The 18,392-nt window shown below is 70.9% G+C and carries 15 protein-coding genes; 13 read left to right on the top strand and 2 right to left on the bottom strand.

All coding sequences use genetic code 11. The features are described from left to right. The first annotated feature begins 6 nt into the window (after positions 1-6). From nuoF to SACE_RS33200, 11 genes are all read left to right on the top strand, one after another. A complete protein-coding gene (gene nuoF, locus SACE_RS33250; protein ID WP_009944054.1) occupies positions 7-1,302 on the top strand; it encodes an NADH-quinone oxidoreductase subunit NuoF in 1,296 nt (431 codons plus the stop codon). Next, positions 1,299-3,812, top strand: a complete 2,514-nt coding sequence (locus SACE_RS33245; protein ID WP_009944055.1) for an NADH-quinone oxidoreductase subunit G — start codon at positions 1,299-1,301, stop codon at positions 3,810-3,812. Before nuoF ends, SACE_RS33245 begins: the two co-directional genes overlap by 4 nt. After that, a complete protein-coding gene (gene nuoH / locus SACE_RS33240; RefSeq protein ID WP_009944056.1) occupies positions 3,809-5,134 on the top strand; it encodes an NADH-quinone oxidoreductase subunit NuoH in 1,326 nt (441 codons plus the stop codon). The genes SACE_RS33245 and nuoH overlap by 4 nt, the downstream gene beginning before the upstream one ends. Continuing rightward, entirely contained in the window at positions 5,121-5,687 is a 567-nt protein-coding gene (gene nuoI / locus SACE_RS33235) for an NADH-quinone oxidoreductase subunit NuoI (RefSeq protein ID WP_009944057.1), read from the top strand. The genes nuoH and nuoI overlap by 14 nt, the downstream gene beginning before the upstream one ends. Continuing rightward, entirely contained in the window at positions 5,687-6,673 is a 987-nt protein-coding gene (locus tag SACE_RS33230) for an NADH-quinone oxidoreductase subunit J (protein WP_009944058.1), read from the top strand. Before nuoI ends, SACE_RS33230 begins: the two co-directional genes overlap by 1 nt. Further along, a complete protein-coding gene (nuoK, locus tag SACE_RS33225; protein WP_009944061.1) occupies positions 6,670-6,969 on the top strand; it encodes an NADH-quinone oxidoreductase subunit NuoK in 300 nt (99 codons plus the stop codon). Before SACE_RS33230 ends, nuoK begins: the two co-directional genes overlap by 4 nt. Before the next feature lie 88 nt (positions 6,970-7,057). Then, positions 7,058-8,995 carry an NADH-quinone oxidoreductase subunit L gene (gene nuoL / locus SACE_RS33220; protein ID WP_037303103.1) on the top strand — a complete coding sequence of 646 codons (1,938 nt, stop codon included), beginning with the start codon at positions 7,058-7,060 and terminating at the stop codon, positions 8,993-8,995. A gap of 70 nt (positions 8,996-9,065) precedes the next feature. After that, positions 9,066-10,643, top strand: coding sequence for a complex I subunit 4 family protein (locus SACE_RS33215; RefSeq protein WP_009944063.1), 1,578 nt, complete (start codon positions 9,066-9,068; stop codon positions 10,641-10,643). 2 nt (positions 10,644-10,645) lie between these two features. Continuing rightward, positions 10,646-12,193: an NADH-quinone oxidoreductase subunit NuoN gene (nuoN, locus tag SACE_RS33210; protein ID WP_009944064.1), complete on the top strand. Its 1,548-nt coding sequence runs from the start codon at positions 10,646-10,648 to the stop codon at positions 12,191-12,193. A gap of 48 nt (positions 12,194-12,241) precedes the next feature. Further along, on the top strand, positions 12,242-13,276 hold the full coding sequence (locus SACE_RS33205; protein ID WP_009944065.1) for a polyprenyl synthetase family protein: 1,035 nt from the start codon (positions 12,242-12,244) through the stop codon (positions 13,274-13,276). Between the two features lie 308 nt (positions 13,277-13,584). After that, positions 13,585-14,988, top strand: a complete 1,404-nt coding sequence (locus SACE_RS33200) for a sunset domain-containing protein (RefSeq protein ID WP_009944066.1) — start codon at positions 13,585-13,587, stop codon at positions 14,986-14,988. A 73-nt stretch (positions 14,989-15,061) separates the two neighbouring features. Here SACE_RS33200 and SACE_RS33195 read toward each other — a convergent pair whose 3' ends face one another. Beyond that, positions 15,062-15,502 carry an Lrp/AsnC family transcriptional regulator gene (locus tag SACE_RS33195; protein ID WP_009944067.1) on the bottom strand — a complete coding sequence of 147 codons (441 nt, stop codon included), beginning with the start codon at positions 15,500-15,502 and terminating at the stop codon, positions 15,062-15,064. A 74-nt stretch (positions 15,503-15,576) separates the two neighbouring features. Here SACE_RS33195 and ddaH point away from each other — a divergent pair, with 74 nt between their 5' ends. Then, positions 15,577-16,428: a dimethylargininase gene (gene ddaH, locus SACE_RS33190; RefSeq protein WP_009944069.1), complete on the top strand. Its 852-nt coding sequence runs from the start codon at positions 15,577-15,579 to the stop codon at positions 16,426-16,428. Between the two features lie 173 nt (positions 16,429-16,601). Then, complete coding sequence (gene htpX, locus SACE_RS33185; RefSeq protein WP_009944070.1) at positions 16,602-17,480, top strand: zinc metalloprotease HtpX; 879 nt, start codon at positions 16,602-16,604, stop codon at positions 17,478-17,480. Positions 17,481-17,483: 3 nt separating this feature from the next. Here the strand turns inward: htpX and rfbA are convergent, their stop codons facing one another. After that, the gene (gene rfbA / locus SACE_RS33180; protein ID WP_009944071.1) at positions 17,484-18,365 is read right to left on the bottom strand and encodes a glucose-1-phosphate thymidylyltransferase RfbA; all 882 of its coding nucleotides are present in this window, start codon (positions 18,363-18,365) and stop codon (positions 17,484-17,486) included. Positions 18,366-18,392: the final 27 nt, after the last annotated feature.

Genomic DNA, 18,392 nt, shown 5'->3' with positions numbered 1-18,392 from the left:
GTGGCCATGACCGAATCCAAGCCCAGTCCGCTGACCCCGGTGCTGACGAAGCGGTGGCTGTCACCGAACTCCTGGACGCTGGCGACCTACGAGCAGCTCGAGGGCTACAGCGCGCTGCGCAAGGCGCTGAAGGCCCACCCGGACCAGCTCATCGAGCTCGTGAAGGGCGCGGGCCTGCGCGGTCGCGGCGGTGCCGGGTTCCCGGCGGGCGTGAAGTGGAGCTTCATGCCCAAGGAGCCGGTCAAGCCGCACTACCTGGTCATCAACGCCGACGAGGGCGAGCCGGGGACCTGCAAGGACATCCCGCTGATGATGGCCGACCCGCACTCGCTGATCGAGGGCTGCGTCATCGCCAGCTACGCGATGCGTGCCAACAACTGCATGATCTACGTGCGCGGTGAGGCGCTGCACTGCATCCGCCGCCTCAGCAGCGCCGTGCGGGAGGCCTACGCCGCCGGCTACCTCGGCAAGAACATCCTCGGCTCCGGCTTCGACCTCGACATCGTGGTGCACGCCGGCGCCGGCGCCTACATCTGCGGCGAGGAGACGGCGCTGCTGGACTCGCTGGAGGGCAAGCGCGGCCAGCCCCGGCTCAAGCCGCCGTTCCCGGCCGCCGCCGGGCTCTACGCGTGCCCGACCACGGTGAACAACGTCGAGACCATCGCCTCGGTGCCCTACATCGTCAACGGCGGCTCGGACTGGTTCCGGCTGATGGGCAGCGAGAAGTCGCCAGGACCCAAGATCTACTCGGTGTCCGGCCACGTCGAGCGGCCCGGGCAGTACGAGGCCCCGCTGGGCACCACGCTGCGGGAGCTGCTGGAGCTGGCGGGCGGCATGAAGGACGGCATCCCGCTGAAGTTCTGGACGCCCGGCGGCTCGTCGACGCCGCTGTTCACCGCCGAGCACCTGGACGTCCCGCTGGACTTCGAGGGCGCGGCCGAGGCCGGCTCGATGCTCGGCACGACCGCGGTCATGGTCTTCAACGAGACCGTCTCGGTGCCGTGGGCGGTCATGAAGTGGACCCAGTTCTACGAGCACGAGTCCTGCGGCAAGTGCACGCCCTGCCGCGAGGGCACCTTCTGGCTGGCCCAGGTGCTGGAGCGGATGGTCGAGGGCCGGGGCACCCCGGAGGACGTCGACACCCTGCTCGACGTCTGCGACAACATCTTCGGCCGTTCGTTCTGCGCGCTCGGCGACGGCGCGGTCAGCCCGATCACCAGCGGCATCAAGTACTTCCGCGAGGAGTTCCTCGCGCTGTGCACCAAGACCGAAGAGCCCGCACTCGCAGGAGCGGCCCGATGACCGTGGCACCAGAAGCGCAGACCCGCCCCGTACCGGAGGGCCACGTCCGCCTGACCATCGACGGTGTCGAGGTGGACGCGCCCAAGGGCGAGCTGCTGATCCGCACCGCTGAGCGCATGGGCATCGTGATCCCGCGGTTCTGCGACCACCCGCTGCTGGACCCCGCGGGCGCCTGCAGGCAGTGCCTGGTCGAGGTCGAGATGAACGGCAGGCCGATGCCCAAGCCGCAGGCGTCGTGCACCATGACCGTCGCCGACGGCATGGTCGTCAAGACCCAGCGGACCTCGGCGGTGGCCGACAAGGCGCAGCAGGGCGTGATGGAGCTGCTGCTGATCAACCACCCGCTGGACTGCCCGATCTGCGACAAGGGCGGCGAGTGCCCGTTGCAGAACCAGGCGCTCAAGCACGGCCGGTCGGACTCCCGCTTCCACGACACCAAGCGGACATTCGCCAAGCCGGTACCGATCTCCTCGCAGATCCTGCTCGACCGCGAGCGCTGCGTGCTGTGCCAGCGCTGCACCCGGTTCTCCAAGCAGATCGCGGGCGACCCGTTCATCGAGCTGCTGGAGCGCGGTGCGATGCAGCAGATCGGCATCGGCGAGCAGCAGCCGTTCCAGTCGTACTTCTCCGGCAACACCATCCAGATCTGCCCGGTCGGCGCGCTGACCAGCGCCGCCTACCGGTTCCGCTCCCGGCCGTTCGACCTGGTCTCCACGCCGGGCCAGTGCGAGCACTGCGCATCGGGCTGCGAGATCCGCAACGACTGGCGGCGCGGCAAGGTGATGCGCAGGCTGGCCGGGGACGCGCCGGAGGTCAACGAGGAGTGGATCTGCGACAAGGGCAGGTTCGGCTTCCGCTACGTCACCGCGACCGACCGCTTCACCCGGCCCATGGTCCGGGAGGGCGGTGAGCTGCGGCCGGCGTCCTGGACCGAGGCGCTCGGCGCGGCGGCGGCCGGACTGGCCGCGGCCCGCGACGGCGACGGCGTCGGGGTGCTGCCGGGCGGGCGGCTGACCGTCGAGGACGCCTACGCCTACTCGAAGTTCACCCGGATCGCCTTGCGCACCAACGACATCGACTTCCGCGCACGCGCGCACTCGGCCGAGGAGCTGGCCTTCCTGGAGTCCACTGTGGTCGGAAGCTCGCCGGAGAGCGGCGGCGTGACCTACGCGGACCTGGAAGCCGCACCGGCGGTCCTGTGCGTGGCTTTCGAGCCGGAGGAGGAGTCGCCGATCGTCTTCCTGCGGCTGCGCAAGGCGGCCCGCAAGGGGAAGACGAAGGTCTACCACCTCGGGCAGTGGAACTCGCCGGGCGTGGAGAAGACCACCGTCATCGTGCACGACGGCGGACCGGTGAGCACCGGCTCGCTGGTCGCCTGCCCGCCGGGCGGGGAGGCCGCCGCGCTGGCCGAGCTCCCGTCCGAAGTGGACCAGGCACTGCGCGCCGAGGGCGCGGTGCTCGTCGTCGGCGAGCGCGCCGCGCAGGTGCCCGGCCTCTACTCCGCCGTCCTGCGCACCGCCGCGGCCACCGGCGCCCGGGTCGCCTGGGTGCCGCGCCGCGCGGGCGAGCGCGGCGCGATCGAGGCCGGTGCGCTCCCCACGCTGCTGCCGGGCGGACGGCCGGTCTCCGACAAGGCGGCCCGCGCCGAGGTCGAGCAGAGCTGGGGCCTGGACGTCGGGACGCTGCCGGCCGCACCCGGCCGCGACGGCAACGCCATCCTGGCCGACGCAGCCGAGGGCAGGCTCTCCGGTCTGCTCGTCGGCGGTGTCGACCCCGACGACCTGCCCGACCCCGAACTCGCCGAACGCGCCCTGCGCCGCGCCGGCTTCGTGGTCAGCCTGGAGCTGCGGCCCAGCGCCGTCACCGAGCACGCCGACGTCGTGCTGCCGGTCGCGGCCGGCGTCGAGCGCGCGGGCTCCTACCTGAACTGGGAAGGACGCCGCCGGGAGTTCCAGACCACGATCGACGGCACCGGCGCCCTGCCGGACTGCCGGGTGCTCGACACCCTCGCCGTCGAGATGGACGCCGACCTGTTCACCCAGACACCTGCCGCCGCGGCCGGTGAGCTGGAGCGGCTCGGCACCGGAACCGCGCCCCGCACCCCGGCGCCCGACCAGCCCGCGCCCGCCGTCCGGCCCGGCCCGGACCAGGTGCTGCTGGCCACCTGGCGGCAGCTCCTCGACGACGGGTCGCTGCAGGACGGTGAACCCAACCTCGCGGGCACCGCCCGGCGGCCGGTCGCGCGGATCTCCCAGCGCACCGCGCAGCGCGTCGGCCTGCAGCCCGGTCAGCGGCTGGAGGTGCGCACCGCGCGCGGCGCGATCACGCTGGAAGCCGAGATCAGCGAGATGCCCGACGAGGTGGTGTGGCTGCCCACCGACTCCGGGCCCTCCAAGGTCAACCGCGCCCTCGGCGCGGGGCACGGCTCGGTGGTCGAACTGGCCGCCACCACCCCGCTGCCCGCGGGCGGCAACGGCCACGTGCCGCACCTCGAGGGGGGTAGAGCATGACCAACACCGCGGAACTGCTCGCCGACGACCCGATCTGGCTGGTCCTGATCAAGGTCGTGGCGATCTTCGCCTTCCTCGTGGTGATGACGCTGTTCTCGATTTGGGCAGAGCGGCGCGTCATCGGCCGCATGCAGCACCGGCCGGGCCCGAACCGGGCCGGACCGTTCGGCCTGCTGCAGTCGCTGGCCGACGGCCTGAAGCTGGCGTTCAAGGAGGACATCCGGCCGGTGCTGGCCGACAAGTGGGTGTACTTCCTGGCCCCGGTGATCTCGGCGACGCCCGCGCTGGTGGCGTTCTCGGTGATCCCGATCGGCGGCGAGGTCAGCGTCTTCGGCCAGCAGACCGCGCTGCAGCTCGTCGAGCTGCCGGTCGGCCTGCTGGTGGTGCTGGCCTGCGCCTCGATCGGCGTCTACGGCATCGTGCTGGCCGGCTGGTCCTCGGGCTCGCCCTACCCGCTGCTGGGCTCGCTGCGCTCGGCGGCGCAGGTGATCTCCTACGAGATCGCGATGGGCCTGTCGTTCGTCGCGGTGATCATGTACGCCGGGACGCTGTCGACCTCGGGCATCGTCGAGGCGCAGAAGGACGGCTGGTTCGCGCTGCTGCTGCCCTTCAGCTTCCTGGTCTACGTGGTGTCGATGGTCGGCGAGACCAACCGCGCCCCGTTCGACCTCCCGGAGGCCGAGTCCGAGCTGGTCGGCGGCTTCCACACCGAGTACTCGTCGCTGAAGTTCGCGCTGTTCTTCCTCGCCGAGTACATCAACATGGTCACCGTCTCGGCGCTGGCGACGACGCTGTTCCTCGGCGGCTGGCACGCCCCGTGGCCGCTGTCGGCGATCGGCGGCGGGGTCCTCAACACCGGCTGGTGGCCGGTGCTGTGGTTCCTCGGCAAGACGCTGGCCTTCCTGTTCGTCTTCGTCTGGCTGCGCGGCACCCTGCCGCGGTTGCGCTACGACCAGTTCATGAACCTGGGCTGGAAGTTCCTGGTGCCGCTGAGCCTGCTGTGGATCATCGCGGTCACCGTCATCCGGGCCCTGCGCAACAACGACGCGGTCACCTCGCAGCAGTTCCTGATCGCGGGCGGCGTGGTCATCGCCGTCCTGCTCGTCGCGACGTTCCTGATCCCGGACCGCAAGGTCCCGGAGTCCGACGGCGAGGTCCCGCTCGCGGGCAGCGGGTACCCGATCCCGCCGCTGGACCTCGAAGTGCCGAAGGCCCCGCCGCGGCGCAGCGCGGTGCACGCGGGTGCGCAGGCCGCGCCGGCCGGGCAGCTGCCGGGCGAAGGCGCCGGCTCGACCAAGGAGGAGCCCAATGGGAGTGTTTGATCCGATCAAGGGCTTCGGCGTCACCTTCTCGACGATGTTCCGCAAGGTCGTCACCGAGGAGTACCCGGAGGTCAAGAAGATCCCGGCGCCTCGGTTCCACGGCAAGCACCAGCTCAACCGCCACCCGGACGGGCTGGAGAAGTGCGTGGGCTGCGAGCTGTGCGCCTGGGCGTGCCCCGCCGACGCGATCTTCGTCGAGGGCGGCACGAACACCGAGGACGAGCGGTACTCGCCCGGCGAGCGCTACGGCATGGACTACCAGATCAACTACCTGCGCTGCATCGGCTGCGGGTTGTGCATCGAGGCCTGCCCGACCCGCTCGCTGACCATGACCAACGAGTACGAGACCGCCGACGACAACCGTCGCGACCTCATCTTCACCAAGGAAGACCTGCTCGCGCCGCTGCTGCCGGGCATGGAGCAGCCGCCGCACCCGATGCGGCTCGGCAACGACGAGCAGGACTACTACGTGCGCGGTCCGGAACTGGCACGGCAGGCCGGGGTTCCCGAGGGCGAGACCGTGGAGACCGGTCCTGAGGAGGCCAGAAGGTGATGGCACTCGCGGCCCAGATCCTCCAGCAAACGCAGTACCTGGCGCAGACGCAGGCCCAGGACGTGGTCGGAACCGGCGAGGCCGTGGTCTTCTGGACCCTCGGCCCGCTGGCGCTGCTCGGCGCCATGGGCATGGTCTTCGCCCGCAACGCGGTGCACTCCGCGCTGTGGCTGGTGCTGACGATGCTGTGCCTCGGCGTGCTCTACATGGCCCAGAGCGCGCCGTTCCTCGGCTTCACCCAGATCATCGTCTACACCGGCGCGATCATGATGCTGTTCCTGTTCGTGCTGATGATGGTGGGCCGCGACTCGTCGGACTCGGTCGTGGAGGTGCTGCGCGGGCAGCGGCTGGCCGCGGCGCTGGCGGGCGTGGGCTTCGCCGTGCTGCTGGTGACCGGCCTGGCCAGGTCGCTGACCGACGTGCCGGTCGCCGCGCCGCTGAACCCGTGGTCGCCGCAGGGCGGTGGCGCGGGCGGCCTCGGGCGGCTGATCTTCACCGACTACCTCTTCCCGTTCGAGCTGACCTCGGCGCTGCTGATCACCGCGGCGCTGGGCGCGATGGTCCTGGCCTACGGCGGCAAGGGGCGGGCCAAGCGGCTGTCGCAGCGCGACATGGCCGACGCCCGCTTCCGCAGCGCGCGGGTCTCGCCGCTGCCCGGCCCCGGCGTCTACGCGACGGCGAACTCGGTGGCCACGCCCGCGCTGCTGCCCGACGGCTCGGTCGCCCCGGAGTCGCTGTCGGAGCTGCTGGACAACCTGCCCGCCGACCGGCTCCGCGATGAGCGCCGGGCGGTTTCGGGGGACGCGTCCGAGCCCGGGCCGCGGGCGCTGACCGGTGAGGGGCAGTCCGAGCGGGCCACGACCCCGGAGCGCTCCGAGCCGGAGCACACCAACGGCGACGGACCGCACCCCGGCGGCGGCAACGGCAGCGGGAACGGCAACGGCAAGGAATCCGAGCAAGCATCCACCGAGGAGGTCCGGCGGTGACCCCGACCTACTACCTGCTGTTGTCGGCCCTGCTGTTCAGCATCGGGGCGGTGGGCGTCCTGGTCCGGCGCAACGCGATCGTCGTGTTCATGTGCGTCGAGCTGATGCTCAACGCCGTAAACCTGACGCTGGTGACCTTCGCCCGCATCAACGGGTCGGTGGACGGGCAGGTCATGGCCTTCTTCGTGATGGTCGTCGCCGCGGCAGAGGTCGTGGTCGGCCTGGCGATCATCATGTCGATCTTCCGTACGCGTCGCTCGGCCTCGGTCGATGACGCCAACCTCCTGAAGTACTGAGAGGCGCGTGGTGACGGCAATGATGACAACCGGGGTGACCCCCGGCGGGGTACCGCCCGCCCTGGACGTGGTCAGCGCGACGGGTGCGATCCAGCAGAACGCGTGGCTGCTCATCGCGCTGCCCGCGTTCGGCGCGCTGGTGCTGCTGCTGGCCGGGCGCCGGGCCAACGGGTGGGGCCACGTCCTGGGCTGCGCGACGGTGATCGGCTCGTTCGCGTACGCGCTCGCGCTGTTCTTCTCCATCAACGGCCTGCCGGCGGCGCAGCGGGAGCGGGAGCTGCACCTGTTCTCCTGGATCCCGGTCGAGGCCCTGCAGGTCGACTTCGGGCTCCGGCTGGACCCCCTGTCGATGGTGTTCATGCTGCTGATCACGGGCGTGGGCGCGCTGATCCACGTCTACTCGATCGGCTACATGGCCCACGACCAGGAAGGCCGCACCGGCAGGGACAACACCGAGCGGCGCCGGTTCTTCGCCTACTTGAACCTGTTCGTCGCCGCGATGCTCGTGCTGGTCATGGGCAACAGCTTCGTGACGCTCTACCTCGGCTGGGAAGGCGTCGGCCTGGCGTCCTACCTGCTGATCGGCTTCTGGCAGGGCCGCCCGTCGGCGGCAGCGGCGGCGACCAAGGCGTTCGTGATGAACCGCGTCGGCGACATCGGCCTGGCGCTGGCGATCTTCCTGCTGTTCGCCAACCTCGGCACCACGCAGTACTCGGAGGTCTTCACCAGGGCCGGTGAGCTCTCCCCGGGCGTGCTGCTCGCGATCACGCTGCTGCTCCTGCTCGGGGCCTGCGGCAAGTCCGGCCAGGTCCCGCTGCAGGCGTGGTTGCCGGACGCGATGGAGGGCCCGACCCCCGTCTCCGCGCTCATCCACGCCGCGACCATGGTCACCGCCGGTGTTTACCTGATCGCCAGGGCGAACCCGCTCTACACGCTCTCGCCGGACGGCAGGCTGGTCGTCACCATCGTCGGCGCGGTCACGCTGCTGGTCGGATGCGTCATCGGCTGCGCCTACGACGACATCAAGAAGGTGCTTGCCTACTCCACGGTCAGCCAGATCGGCTACATGATCCTCGCGGTGGGCCTCGGCCCGGCCGGCTACGCGCTCGGCATCATGCACCTGCTCACCCACGGCTTCTTCAAGGCCGGGCTGTTCCTCGGCGCGGGCTCGGTGATGCACGGCATGAACGACGAGGTCGACATGCGCAAGTTCGGCGGCCTCCACCGGTACATGCCGATCACCTTCGCCACCTTCGGGATGGGCTACCTCGCACTGATCGGCTTCCCGTTCATGTCGGGCTTCTACTCCAAGGACGCGATCATCGAGGCCGCGTTCGGCCAGGAGGGCTGGCGCGGCTGGGTCTTCGGCGGCGCGGCGCTGCTGGGCGCGGGCATCACGGCCTTCTACATGACCCGCCTGGTGCTGATGACGTTCTTCGGCGAGAAGCGCTGGGAGAACCTGAAGACGAGCGACGGGAAGGACTTCCACCCGCACGAGTCCCCGGGGGTGATGACCGGGCCGATGGTCGTGCTCGCGGTCGGCTCGATCGGGGCCGGCGGGTTCTTCGTCGCGGGCAACCGCCTGGTCGACTACCTGACGCCGTCGCTGGGCGGGCTCGCCGAAAGTCACCACGGGGTGCTGCCGCACGAGGTGGTCCCGTACCTGACGGTCGCGCTCTCGGCGCTCGGCGTCCTGGTCGCCTGGCTGGTCGTCGGGCGCAAGCCGGTCCCGGTCGTGCGGCCCGAGCGCGTGTCCCCGGTCGTGCGCGCGGCCCGCGCCGACCTCTACGGCAACGCGCTGAACCGCGGACTCGTGGTGCTGCCGACCACGCTGCTGACCCGCGGCCTGGTCGAGGTCGACCGCAAGGGCGTCGACGGCACCGTCACCGGGGTGGCCGGCCTGCTCGGGTTCGGATCCACCCGGATGCGGCGCTGGCAGACCGGATTCGTCCGCTCCTACGCCCTGTCCATGCTCGCAGGCGGCGTGATCCTGATCGCCGCCCTGATGGCCGTGGGGACGCCATGACGAACCTGCCGGTGCCGTGCGCACCTCTGCCCCGCGAGACCGCGCCGGGTGAACCGTTGGAGGAGATCCGATGACCGTGCTCCTCGCACTGATCCTGCTGCCGCTGTTCGGCTCGGTGGTGGTCGGTCTGCTGCGCGGCAACGAGCAGGTGGCGAAGTGGACCGCGCTGGCGTTCTCGCTCGTCGAGGTCGTCCTGGCCGCCGTCGCGTGGCTCGAGTACGACCCGGCGGGCGCGCGGATGCAGCTCACCAGCTCGGTGCCGTGGATCCCCGCCTTCGACATCAACCTGTCGTTCGGCGTGGACGGCATCGCGCTGGTCATGGTCGCGGTGATCGCACTGCTGCTGCCGCTGGTGCTGGGCTACAGCTGGGGCGAGAAGCTGCCTGCGGGCCGCACCCACGGCGGGTTCTTCTCGCTGCTGCTGCTGGAGCAGGCGCTGACGGTCGGCGTCTTCGCCGCGACCGACGTGTTCCTGTTCTACGTGCTGTTCGAGATCATGCTGATCCCGATGTACTTCCTCATCGGCGGGTACGGCGGTGAGCAGCGCACCTACGCCGCGGTGAAGTTCTTCCTGTACTCCTTCCTCGGCGGCCTGATCATGCTGGCCTCGGCGATCGGCGCCTACGTCTACTCGGCGCAGGTGCTGGGGCAGGGCACCTTCGACTGGGCGAAGCTGGTGCCTGTGCTGGCAGACGCGCCGACAGACGTGCAGGTGTGGATCTTCCTCGGCTTCTTCACGGCGTTCGCCATCAAGGCCCCGCTGGTGCCGTTCCACACCTGGCTGCCCGACGCCGCCGCGCAGGCGCCGATCGGCGTCGCGGTCATCGTCGTCGGCGTGCTGGACAAGGTCGGCACCTTCGGCTTCCTGCGCTACAGCCTGCCGCTGACGCCGGAGGCCTCGAAGCTGCTGACGCCGCTGGTGCTGGTGCTGGCGGTGCTCGGGGTGCTGTACGGGTCGCTGCAGGCGTTCGGCCAGGACGACCTCAAGCGGTTCATCGCCTACGTCTCGATCGCCCACTTCGGCTTCATCGCGCTGGGCATCTTCGCCTTCACCTCGCAGTCGCAGGTGGGCGCGGTGTCGTACATGATCAACCACAGCATCGCGACCGGCATGCTGATCCTGGCCATCGGCATGGTGATCAGCCGCGGCGGCTCGACCCGCATCGCCGACTACGGCGGCATGGCGCGGCTGACGCCGCTGCTGGCGGGCGTGCTGCTGGTCGCCGGGCTCAGCACGCTGTCGCTGCCCGGCACCAACTCGTTCATCAGCGAGTTCCTGGTGCTGATCGGAGCGTTCCCGACCCAGCCGGTCTACACGGTCCTGGCGACCGTCGGCATGGTGCTGGCCGCGGTGTACGTGCTCCGGATCTACCAGCAGGTGATGCAGGGGCCGGTGCGCGGCGACGCGCTGCTGGCGTCGGCAGCGGGCCCCGGCGCGGTCGGCGACCCGGAGCTGCCGGAGAAACACCGGCGCGGCATCACCGACCTCGACCTCCGGGAGAAGGCGGTCCTCGCGCCGCTGATCGTGCTCGTGCTGGCGCTGGGCTTCTACCCGAAGCCGGTGCTGGACGTGATCGGCCCGTCGGTCGGCGCAACCATGAGCGAGGTCGGTGTCACCGACCCCGTCACCTCGCAGGGAGGTAACTGACAGTGAGTCAGGTCGAGCTGCCGCTGATCGACTACGCGGCGATCACTCCGATCCTGGTGATCCTCGGGGCGGCGTGCCTGGGGGTGCTGGTCGAGGCGTTCCTGCCGCGCCACCAGCGGTGGTCGGCGCAGGTCGGGCTGAGCCTGCTGGCGCTGGTCGCGGCCGGGGTCGCGCTGGCGCTGCACGCCCGGCAGGGCGGCACCGGCGTCACGACGCTGTCGGACTCCCTGGCCATCGACGCGCCGACGCTGTTCCTGTGGGGCACGCTGCTGGCCCTCGGCCTGGGCGCGATCCTGCTGATCGCCGACCGCTCGGTGGAGTCGGGTGGTGCGTTCGTCGCCGAGTCCAACGACACCGGCCCGGCCGGTGCGGGCGAGATGACCCGCGCGACCGCCGCGGTCGCGGGCATGCGCACCGAGGTGTTCCCACTCGCGCTGTTCGCCCTCGGCGGGATGATGGTCTTCTGCGCGGCCAACGACCTGCTGACGATGTTCATCGCGCTGGAGGTGCTGAGCCTCCCGCTGTACCTGATGTGCGGCCTGGCCAAGCGCCGCAGGCTCCTCTCGCAGGAGGCGGCGGTCAAGTACTTCCTGCTGGGCGCGTTCGCGTCGGCGTTCTTCCTCTACGGGCTGGCTCTGCTCTACGGCTACGCCGGCTCGGTCAAGCTGTCGGCGATCGCCGCCGCGACCGCGGGCACCGACCGCTCCGACACCCTGCTGTTCGCCGGGCTCGGCCTGCTGGTGGTGGGCCTGCTGTTCAAGGCGTCGGTCGGGCCGTTCCACACCTGGACCCCGGACGTCTACCAGGGCGCGCCGACCGCGGTGACCGGCTTCATGGCGGCCTGCACGAAGGTCGCCGCGTTCGGCGGCATCCTGCGGGTCCTGCAGGTCGCCTTCGAGGCGTCGAGCTGGGAGTGGCGCGGGGTGCTGTACGCGGTGGCGATCGTGTCGATGGCCATCGGCGTGGTGCTGGGCCTGACCCAGAGCGACATCAAGCGGATGATCGCCTACTCCTCGGTGGCCCACGCCGGGTTCCTGCTGGTCGGCTCGATCGCGCTGACCGAGCGGGGGCTGGCGGGCACCATGTTCTACCTGCTGGCCTACGGCTTCACCACGATCGCGATCTTCGGCGTGATCAGCCTGGTCCGCACCTCCGATGGTGAGGCTACTCACCTTTCGGACTGGGCCGGGCTGGCCAAGCGGTCGCCGGTGGTGGCCTGGGTGTTCACCTTCCTGCTCCTCGCGCTCGCGGGCATCCCGATGACCAGCGGCTTCGTCGGGAAGTTCGTGGTCTTCGAGGCCGCTCTCGCCGACGGTATGGCACCGTTGGTGGTGGTGGCCCTGGTGGCTAGTGCGGTCGCGGCGTTCTTCTACCTTCGTGTCATCGTGCTGATGCATTTCAGCGAACCGGCCGAGGACGGCCCCACCGTCAGCGTGCCGGGCGCGTTCACGACGGCGGCGATCACGCTGGGCGTGGTCGTGACGCTGTTGCTGGGCGTGCTGCCGTCGTTGGCACTGGACTGGGCCAACCTCGGTGGCTTCGTGTCGTAGAGTGCTCGCCCGTAGGGGCTAGCTTGGGGGAGCGAAGGCGACGGTGACGTGAGCAGGCCAGCGGGTGACCCGAACAGCTACCTGAGGGGCGGTGTTCCGGGTCCGACGGGATTCGAGATCACCGACTCGGCACTGGCCGAGTCGGTTCGACAGGGCATCGCCGACGTCGAGGCGCTGCTGCACGAGTCGGTGCGCAGCGACCTCGAGTTCGCCACCCGCACGTCGCTGCACCTGGTGGACGCGGGCGGCAAGCGGTTCCGCCCGCTGTTCGCGCTGCTGGCCGCGCAGTTCGGGGACCCCCGCACGGAGAACGTCATCAAGTCCGCCGCGGTCGTGGAGATGGTCCACCTGGCCACGCTCTACCACGACGACGTCATGGACGAGGCGACCATGCGCCGCGGCGCGACCAGCGCCAACGCCCGCTGGGACAACTCGGTGGCGATCCTGACCGGCGACTTCCTGTTCGCCCAGGCGTCCCGGCTGGTCGCCGACCTCGGCACCGACGCCGCCCGCGAGATGGCCAGGACGTTCGAGGCGCTGGTCACCGGCCAGATGCGGGAGACGGTCGGGGTCGGCCGCGACGAGGACCCGGTCGACTTCTACCTGAAGGTGATCTACGAGAAGACGGGCTCGCTGATCGCCATCGCGGGCCGGTTCGGAGCGCTGTTCTCCGGGGCGAGCCCGGAGCAGGTGACGGCGATGGAGCGGCTGGGCCGCATCCTGGGCACCGCCTTCCAGATCTCCGACGACGTCATCGACATCGCCTCGCCCGCCGTCGAGTCCGGAAAGACCCCGGGCACCGACCTGCGCGAGGGCGTGCGGACGCTGCCGATGCTCTTCGCGCTGGCCGACGAGGGCACCGACGTCCGGCTGCGCGAGCTGCTGGCCGGGCCGCTGGAGCACGACGCCGACGTGGAGGAGGCGCTGAAACTGCTGCGGGAGTGCGACGGCCTGACCCGCGCCCGGCGCACCCTCGACGAGTACGCGGCGGAGGCGCGCACGGAGCTCGCGGCGCTGCCCGACGTGCCGGCGCGCGACGCGCTCGCCACGCTCGTCGAGTACGTCGTCGCCCGCACCAGGTAGTCCGGGGAAGGCGTTCGCGGGGTGGTCGTCCCGTCCGCTGCCGGTGCAGCCGTCCTGACACGCGGGGCCGCGCGCGGCTCTGCGAGGGCACGCCGGGCGGTCGGTTCGGCCGCTCCTGACGAATTCACCCCTGTGAGCGAACGACGCAATACCTCGCTTCCGGCGTTGCGGGTCGCGCGCCGGTCAAGCTGCGGTAAGGATCTGCCCCCGATCACTTCCCGGTCGAGGGGCCGGGACGATACTCGTGCTTCGAGCTCGCCCGGCCGCATGCGCGGGCCCTTGGATCCGGAGGAGGGACGTCGTCCGTGATGTGGCTGTTCACCCAGGTTTGGTTGTGGAGCCTGGCCGCCTTCGCGTTGGGTTCCCTGCTCACCTGGCTGCTGTTCGTGCGGCCGCTGCGGCGCCGCCTGGACGCGGTCTCGGCGGACTACGCCGACTACGTGCGCGAAACCGAGGACTCCGGGCGCGACCGGGATCGGACGCTGACGGCGATGGAGCCGGACGAGGGTCCGCTGGCGCTGCTCGAGCCCGCCGAGCCCGCGCAGGCGGACCGGCTCGGTCCGGCGCGGCAGCCGACCGCGCGGGTCGACCGCGACGACCTGCCCGGCCAGGCGCAGGACGAGGCGGAGGAGCCGGCGTTCGGCGCCTGGGACCGCGCTCCGCGCGCGTGGGCCGCGCCTGTCCCGCCGGCGGAAGACTCCGCCGAGGTGACCCAGCAGGTCGAGCGCGTCACCGACGACGACACCGCCCGGCATCCGGTCGAGCCTGCGCCGCTTCCGCCCGAGCCGGCGTGGGGGTCCGACGGCCCGTCCCGCGAGTTCGCCGCGCAGACCCGCGCGGCCGCCGAGAGCGAACCGGAACCGGTCGAGCCCGCGTGGCAGCCGGCCGACACCTCGCGCGACGCGGCGGAGTCGGCGCGGGTGCCGGAGGGCATCGAGCTGGCCGACGACGAGCCCGCCGGCCGCAGCACGTGGTTCCAGAAGTCGTCGCGGGCTGATGAGCAGGCGAGCCCGGAGTGGCCTGCCGAGGCTGAGGAGCCTGCCTCGGGCTCGGCCCATGACTCCGCCGAGTCGCCCAGGAGCGCTGAGCCGTCAGCGCAGGCGGCTTCCGCCGAGTCCGACTCGCGGGAGGACACCGAGCGGGATGCGCAGCTCTCCGGGCAGCTCCGGTCGCTCTTCGAGCCGCTGGGGTCCCCGGGAGCCGACGAGGCCCGCAAGGACACGCCCTACGTCCCGCCGCTGGGTGCCGAGGCCACCCAGAACATCCCGCGCATCACCGAGGACGTCGAACCCGACGCGGACGCACCGCCGCTGCCGCGCCGCACACCCGGGGCGGGGCCCCGGCCGGGCAAGCCGAAGACGACGTCGAACTCCGTACACAACGGCTCATCGAACGGCTCCGGTGCGGCCGGGTCCAACGGCAGCTCCGGTTCCGCGTCCAGCGGCAGCTCCGGTTCCGCGTCCAACGGCTCCGCGGAGGGCCCGTCGAGCGATGCGAACGGGAAGAACGCTCCGACCACCGACACCAAGCAGCACGTGGGCCGGACGCGGCGCGAGGGCTACATGGTCAAGGGCCACTTCGCCTCCCGGCAGTACCACACGCCCGAGTCGCCGCAGTACGAACGCATAGTGGCCGAGGTGTGGTTCCGCACCGCCGCCGACGCCGAGCAGGCCGGCTTCGAACCCTGGGACGGCCGTCCGCGCAACACCTGAGCCGCCGCGCAACGCCTTCGCGCACCGCGAGCCGCCGCCGTCCTCCGGACGACGGCGGCTCGTCCGTTTCCGCTCACGCCTGCGGCGGTCGCTCCAGCAGCCGTGACAGCACCACCGTCGACACGGTCCGGCTGACGAACTCCACCGCCCGCAGCCGCTCCAGCGCGGTCTCGAGGTGGTGGATGTCCGCGGCGCGCAGGTGCACGATCGCGTCGGCCGGTCCGGACACCGTGTAGGCCGCGACGACCTCGGGCAGCGGCTCCAGGCCGCTGCGGATTCGTTGCGTGGGCACGTTGCCGTGGCAGTGCACCTCCACGAACGCCTCGGTGCCCCAGCCGAGCGCCTCCGGATCGACCACCGCGGTGAATCCCTGCAGGACACCCAGGTCGAGCAGCTTGTCGACCCGTCGTTTCACCGCCGGGGCCGACAGCCCCACCTCCGCGCCGATCTCGGCGTAGCTGGCCCGCGCGTCGGCCACAAGCCGCGAAACGATTCGCTGATCCAGGGAGTCCATACGCAACATTCTGCCGTATCCGGCGCAACGGAGTGCCGTTGTAGGTGGTCCAGGCACCGGTTAGATTTCGATTCATGACGGTCTCCGCTGCGCCCGCCGCCGCTGACTCGCGCGCCAAGCTCCCGACGGCCCGGCACTACGTGATGTGCCCGCCTAAGCACTTCGCCGTCGAGTACTCGATCAACCCCTGGATGGACCCCACCTCGCCGGTCGACACCGAGCTGGCGATGAAGCAGTGGGAGGCCCTCAAGCAGACCTACGAGCGCCTCGGCCACACCGTGCACGTCATCGAGCCGCAGCCCGGACTGCCCGACATGGTCTTCTCGGCGAACTCCGCCACCGTGATCGAGGGCCGGGTGCTCGGCGCCCGGTTCCGCGCACCGGAGCGGGCCGCCGAGGCCGAGCACTTCCGCCGCTGGTTCACCACCCGCGGCTACCGCGAGCTGGTCATGCCTTCGCGGATCAACGAGGCCGAGGGCGACTTCGCCTGGACCGGGACGCTGTTGCTGGCCGGCTCCGGTTTCCGCACCGACCCAGAGGCGCACGCCGAGGCCCAGGAGGTGCTGGGCGTACCGGTCGTTTCGCTGAGCCTGACCGACCCGCGCTACTACCACCTCGACACCGCGCTGTTCGTGCTCGAGCGCGGCGAACGCCCGCAGATCGCCTACTACCCGGACGCGTTCTCCGCGGGTTCGCGGCGGGTGCTGGAGCGGCTGTTCCCCGACGCCGTGGTCGCCGATGCCGACGACGCCGCGTGCCTGGGCCTCAACGGCGTCTCCGACGGCCGCAACGTGGTGCTGCCGCTGGAGGCGACGGGCCTCGCCGCCCAGCTCACCGCCCGCGGCTACGAGCCGATCATGCTCGACGTCTCCGAGCTGCGGAAGTCCGGCGGCGGACCGAAGTGCTGCACGATGGAACTGCACTGACCCGAGGGCGCCGACCCGGCCGCGGGCGCTGGTGAGCGAGGTGCCGACGACCCCGCTCACCAGCGCCGAGTGTTGTTCGGCACGCCCGCCCGCCGGAACTTCGGGTCGCGTGACAGCGTTTCCTGAGTGACCTTCGACTGCAACGACGGTTTCCCGGCGGAGGCAGGAACGCTGTGAACAGTCACTTCAACGGGTTGAAGACCGCTCTGCTGCTGGGCGGCATGAGCGCCCTGGTGCTGCTGGTCGGCTCGCTGTTCGGGCGCGGCGGCCTGGTCATCGCGCTCGTCGTCGCGCTGGGCATGAACGGCTTCGCCTACTTCAACTCGGCCAAGCTGGCCCTGCGCGCGATGCACGCACGCCCGGTCTCGGAAGCCGAACAGCCCGCGATGTACCGGATCGTGCGCGAGCTGGCCACCTCGGCCAAGCAGCCCATGCCCGCGCTCTACATCAGCCCCACCGCGGCGCCCAACGCGTTCGCCACCGGACGCAACCCGCGCAACGCGGCGGTCTGCTGCACCCAGGGGATCCTCGAACTGCTCGACGAGCGCGAGCTGCGCGCGGTGCTCGGCCACGAGCTCTCCCACGTCTACAACCGCGACATCCTGATCTCCAGCGTCGCGGGAGCACTGGCCAGCGTCGTCACGTTCCTGGCGAACTTCGGACTGCTCTTCGGCATGTTCGGCGGCGACGACGAGGACCGGCCGAACGCCTTCGCGCTGCTGCTGGTCGCCCTGCTGGGGCCGATCGCGGCCGGAGTCGTGCAGATGGCGGTCAGCCGCTCCAGGGAGTACCAGGCCGACGCGTCCGGCGCCGAGCTCACCGGCGACCCGCTGGCACTGGCCTCGGCGCTGCGCAAGCTCGAGCGCGGCACCCAGCTCGCGCCCCTGCCGCCGGACCCCAAGCTGGTGTCCGAGTCGCACCTGATGATCGCCAACCCCTTCCGCCCCGGCGAGCGGATGACGCGGCTGTTCTCGACCCACCCGCCGATCAGCGAACGGGTCCGGCGCCTGGAAGGCATGGCGGGACGCCGGCTTCCCCCGGCGATGTGGTGACCGTCAGCCGGGCGCCCCGGCGCTGCGCGCGACGGACATGACGTACTCGCCGTAGCCGGACTTCGCCAGCTTCGCGCCCAGCGCGAAGCACTCCTCGGGCGAGATGTAGCCCATCCGCAGCGCGATCTCCTCCAGGCACGCGATCCGCACGCCCTGCCGGTTCTCCAGCACCTGCACGAACTGCGAGGCGTCCAGCAGCGAGGAGTGCGTACCGGTGTCCAGCCAGGCGAACCCGCGGCCCAGCTCGGTCAGCCGGGCGCTCCCGCGCCGCAGGTACTCCATGTTGACGTCGGTGATCTCCAGCTCGCCCCGCGCCGACGGGCGCAGACCCCGGGCGATCTCCACCACGGCGTTGTCGTAGAAGTACAGCCCGGTGATGGCGGTGTTCGAACGAGGCCGCTCCGGCTTCTCCACGATCGAGACGAGCCTGCCGTCCCCGTCGATCTCACCGACCCCGTAGCGCTGCGGATCGCGCACCGGGTAGCCGAAGAGCATGCAGCCCTCCAGCTCCCGCGTGCACTGCTGCAGCAGCTTGGAGAAACCCTGCCCGTAGAAGATGTTGTCGCCCAGCACCAGCGCCACCGAGTCGTCACCGACGAAGTCGGCACCGATGACGAACGCCTCGGCCAGACCGTTGGGCTCGGGCTGCTCGGCGTACTCGACCGAGATGCCGAACTGCGAACCGTCGCCGAGCAGCCTGCGGAACAGCGGCAGGTCGTCCGGGGTCGAGATGAGCAGGACCTCCCGGATGCCGGCCAGCATCAGGACCGACAACGGGTAGTAGACCATCGGCTTGTCGTAAACCGGCAACAGCTGCTTGGACACGACCTGCGTCAGCGGGTGCAGCCGCGTCCCGCTGCCACCTGCCAGCACGATCCCCTTCACCCGGATTCCCCTCCAGCGACGGCGCCG

The sequence above is a fragment of the Saccharopolyspora erythraea NRRL 2338 genome, assembly GCF_000062885.1.
GTDB lineage: Bacteria > Actinomycetota > Actinomycetes > Mycobacteriales > Pseudonocardiaceae > Saccharopolyspora_D > Saccharopolyspora_D erythraea.
This window is presented reverse-complemented; position numbering and strand designations above follow the sequence as displayed.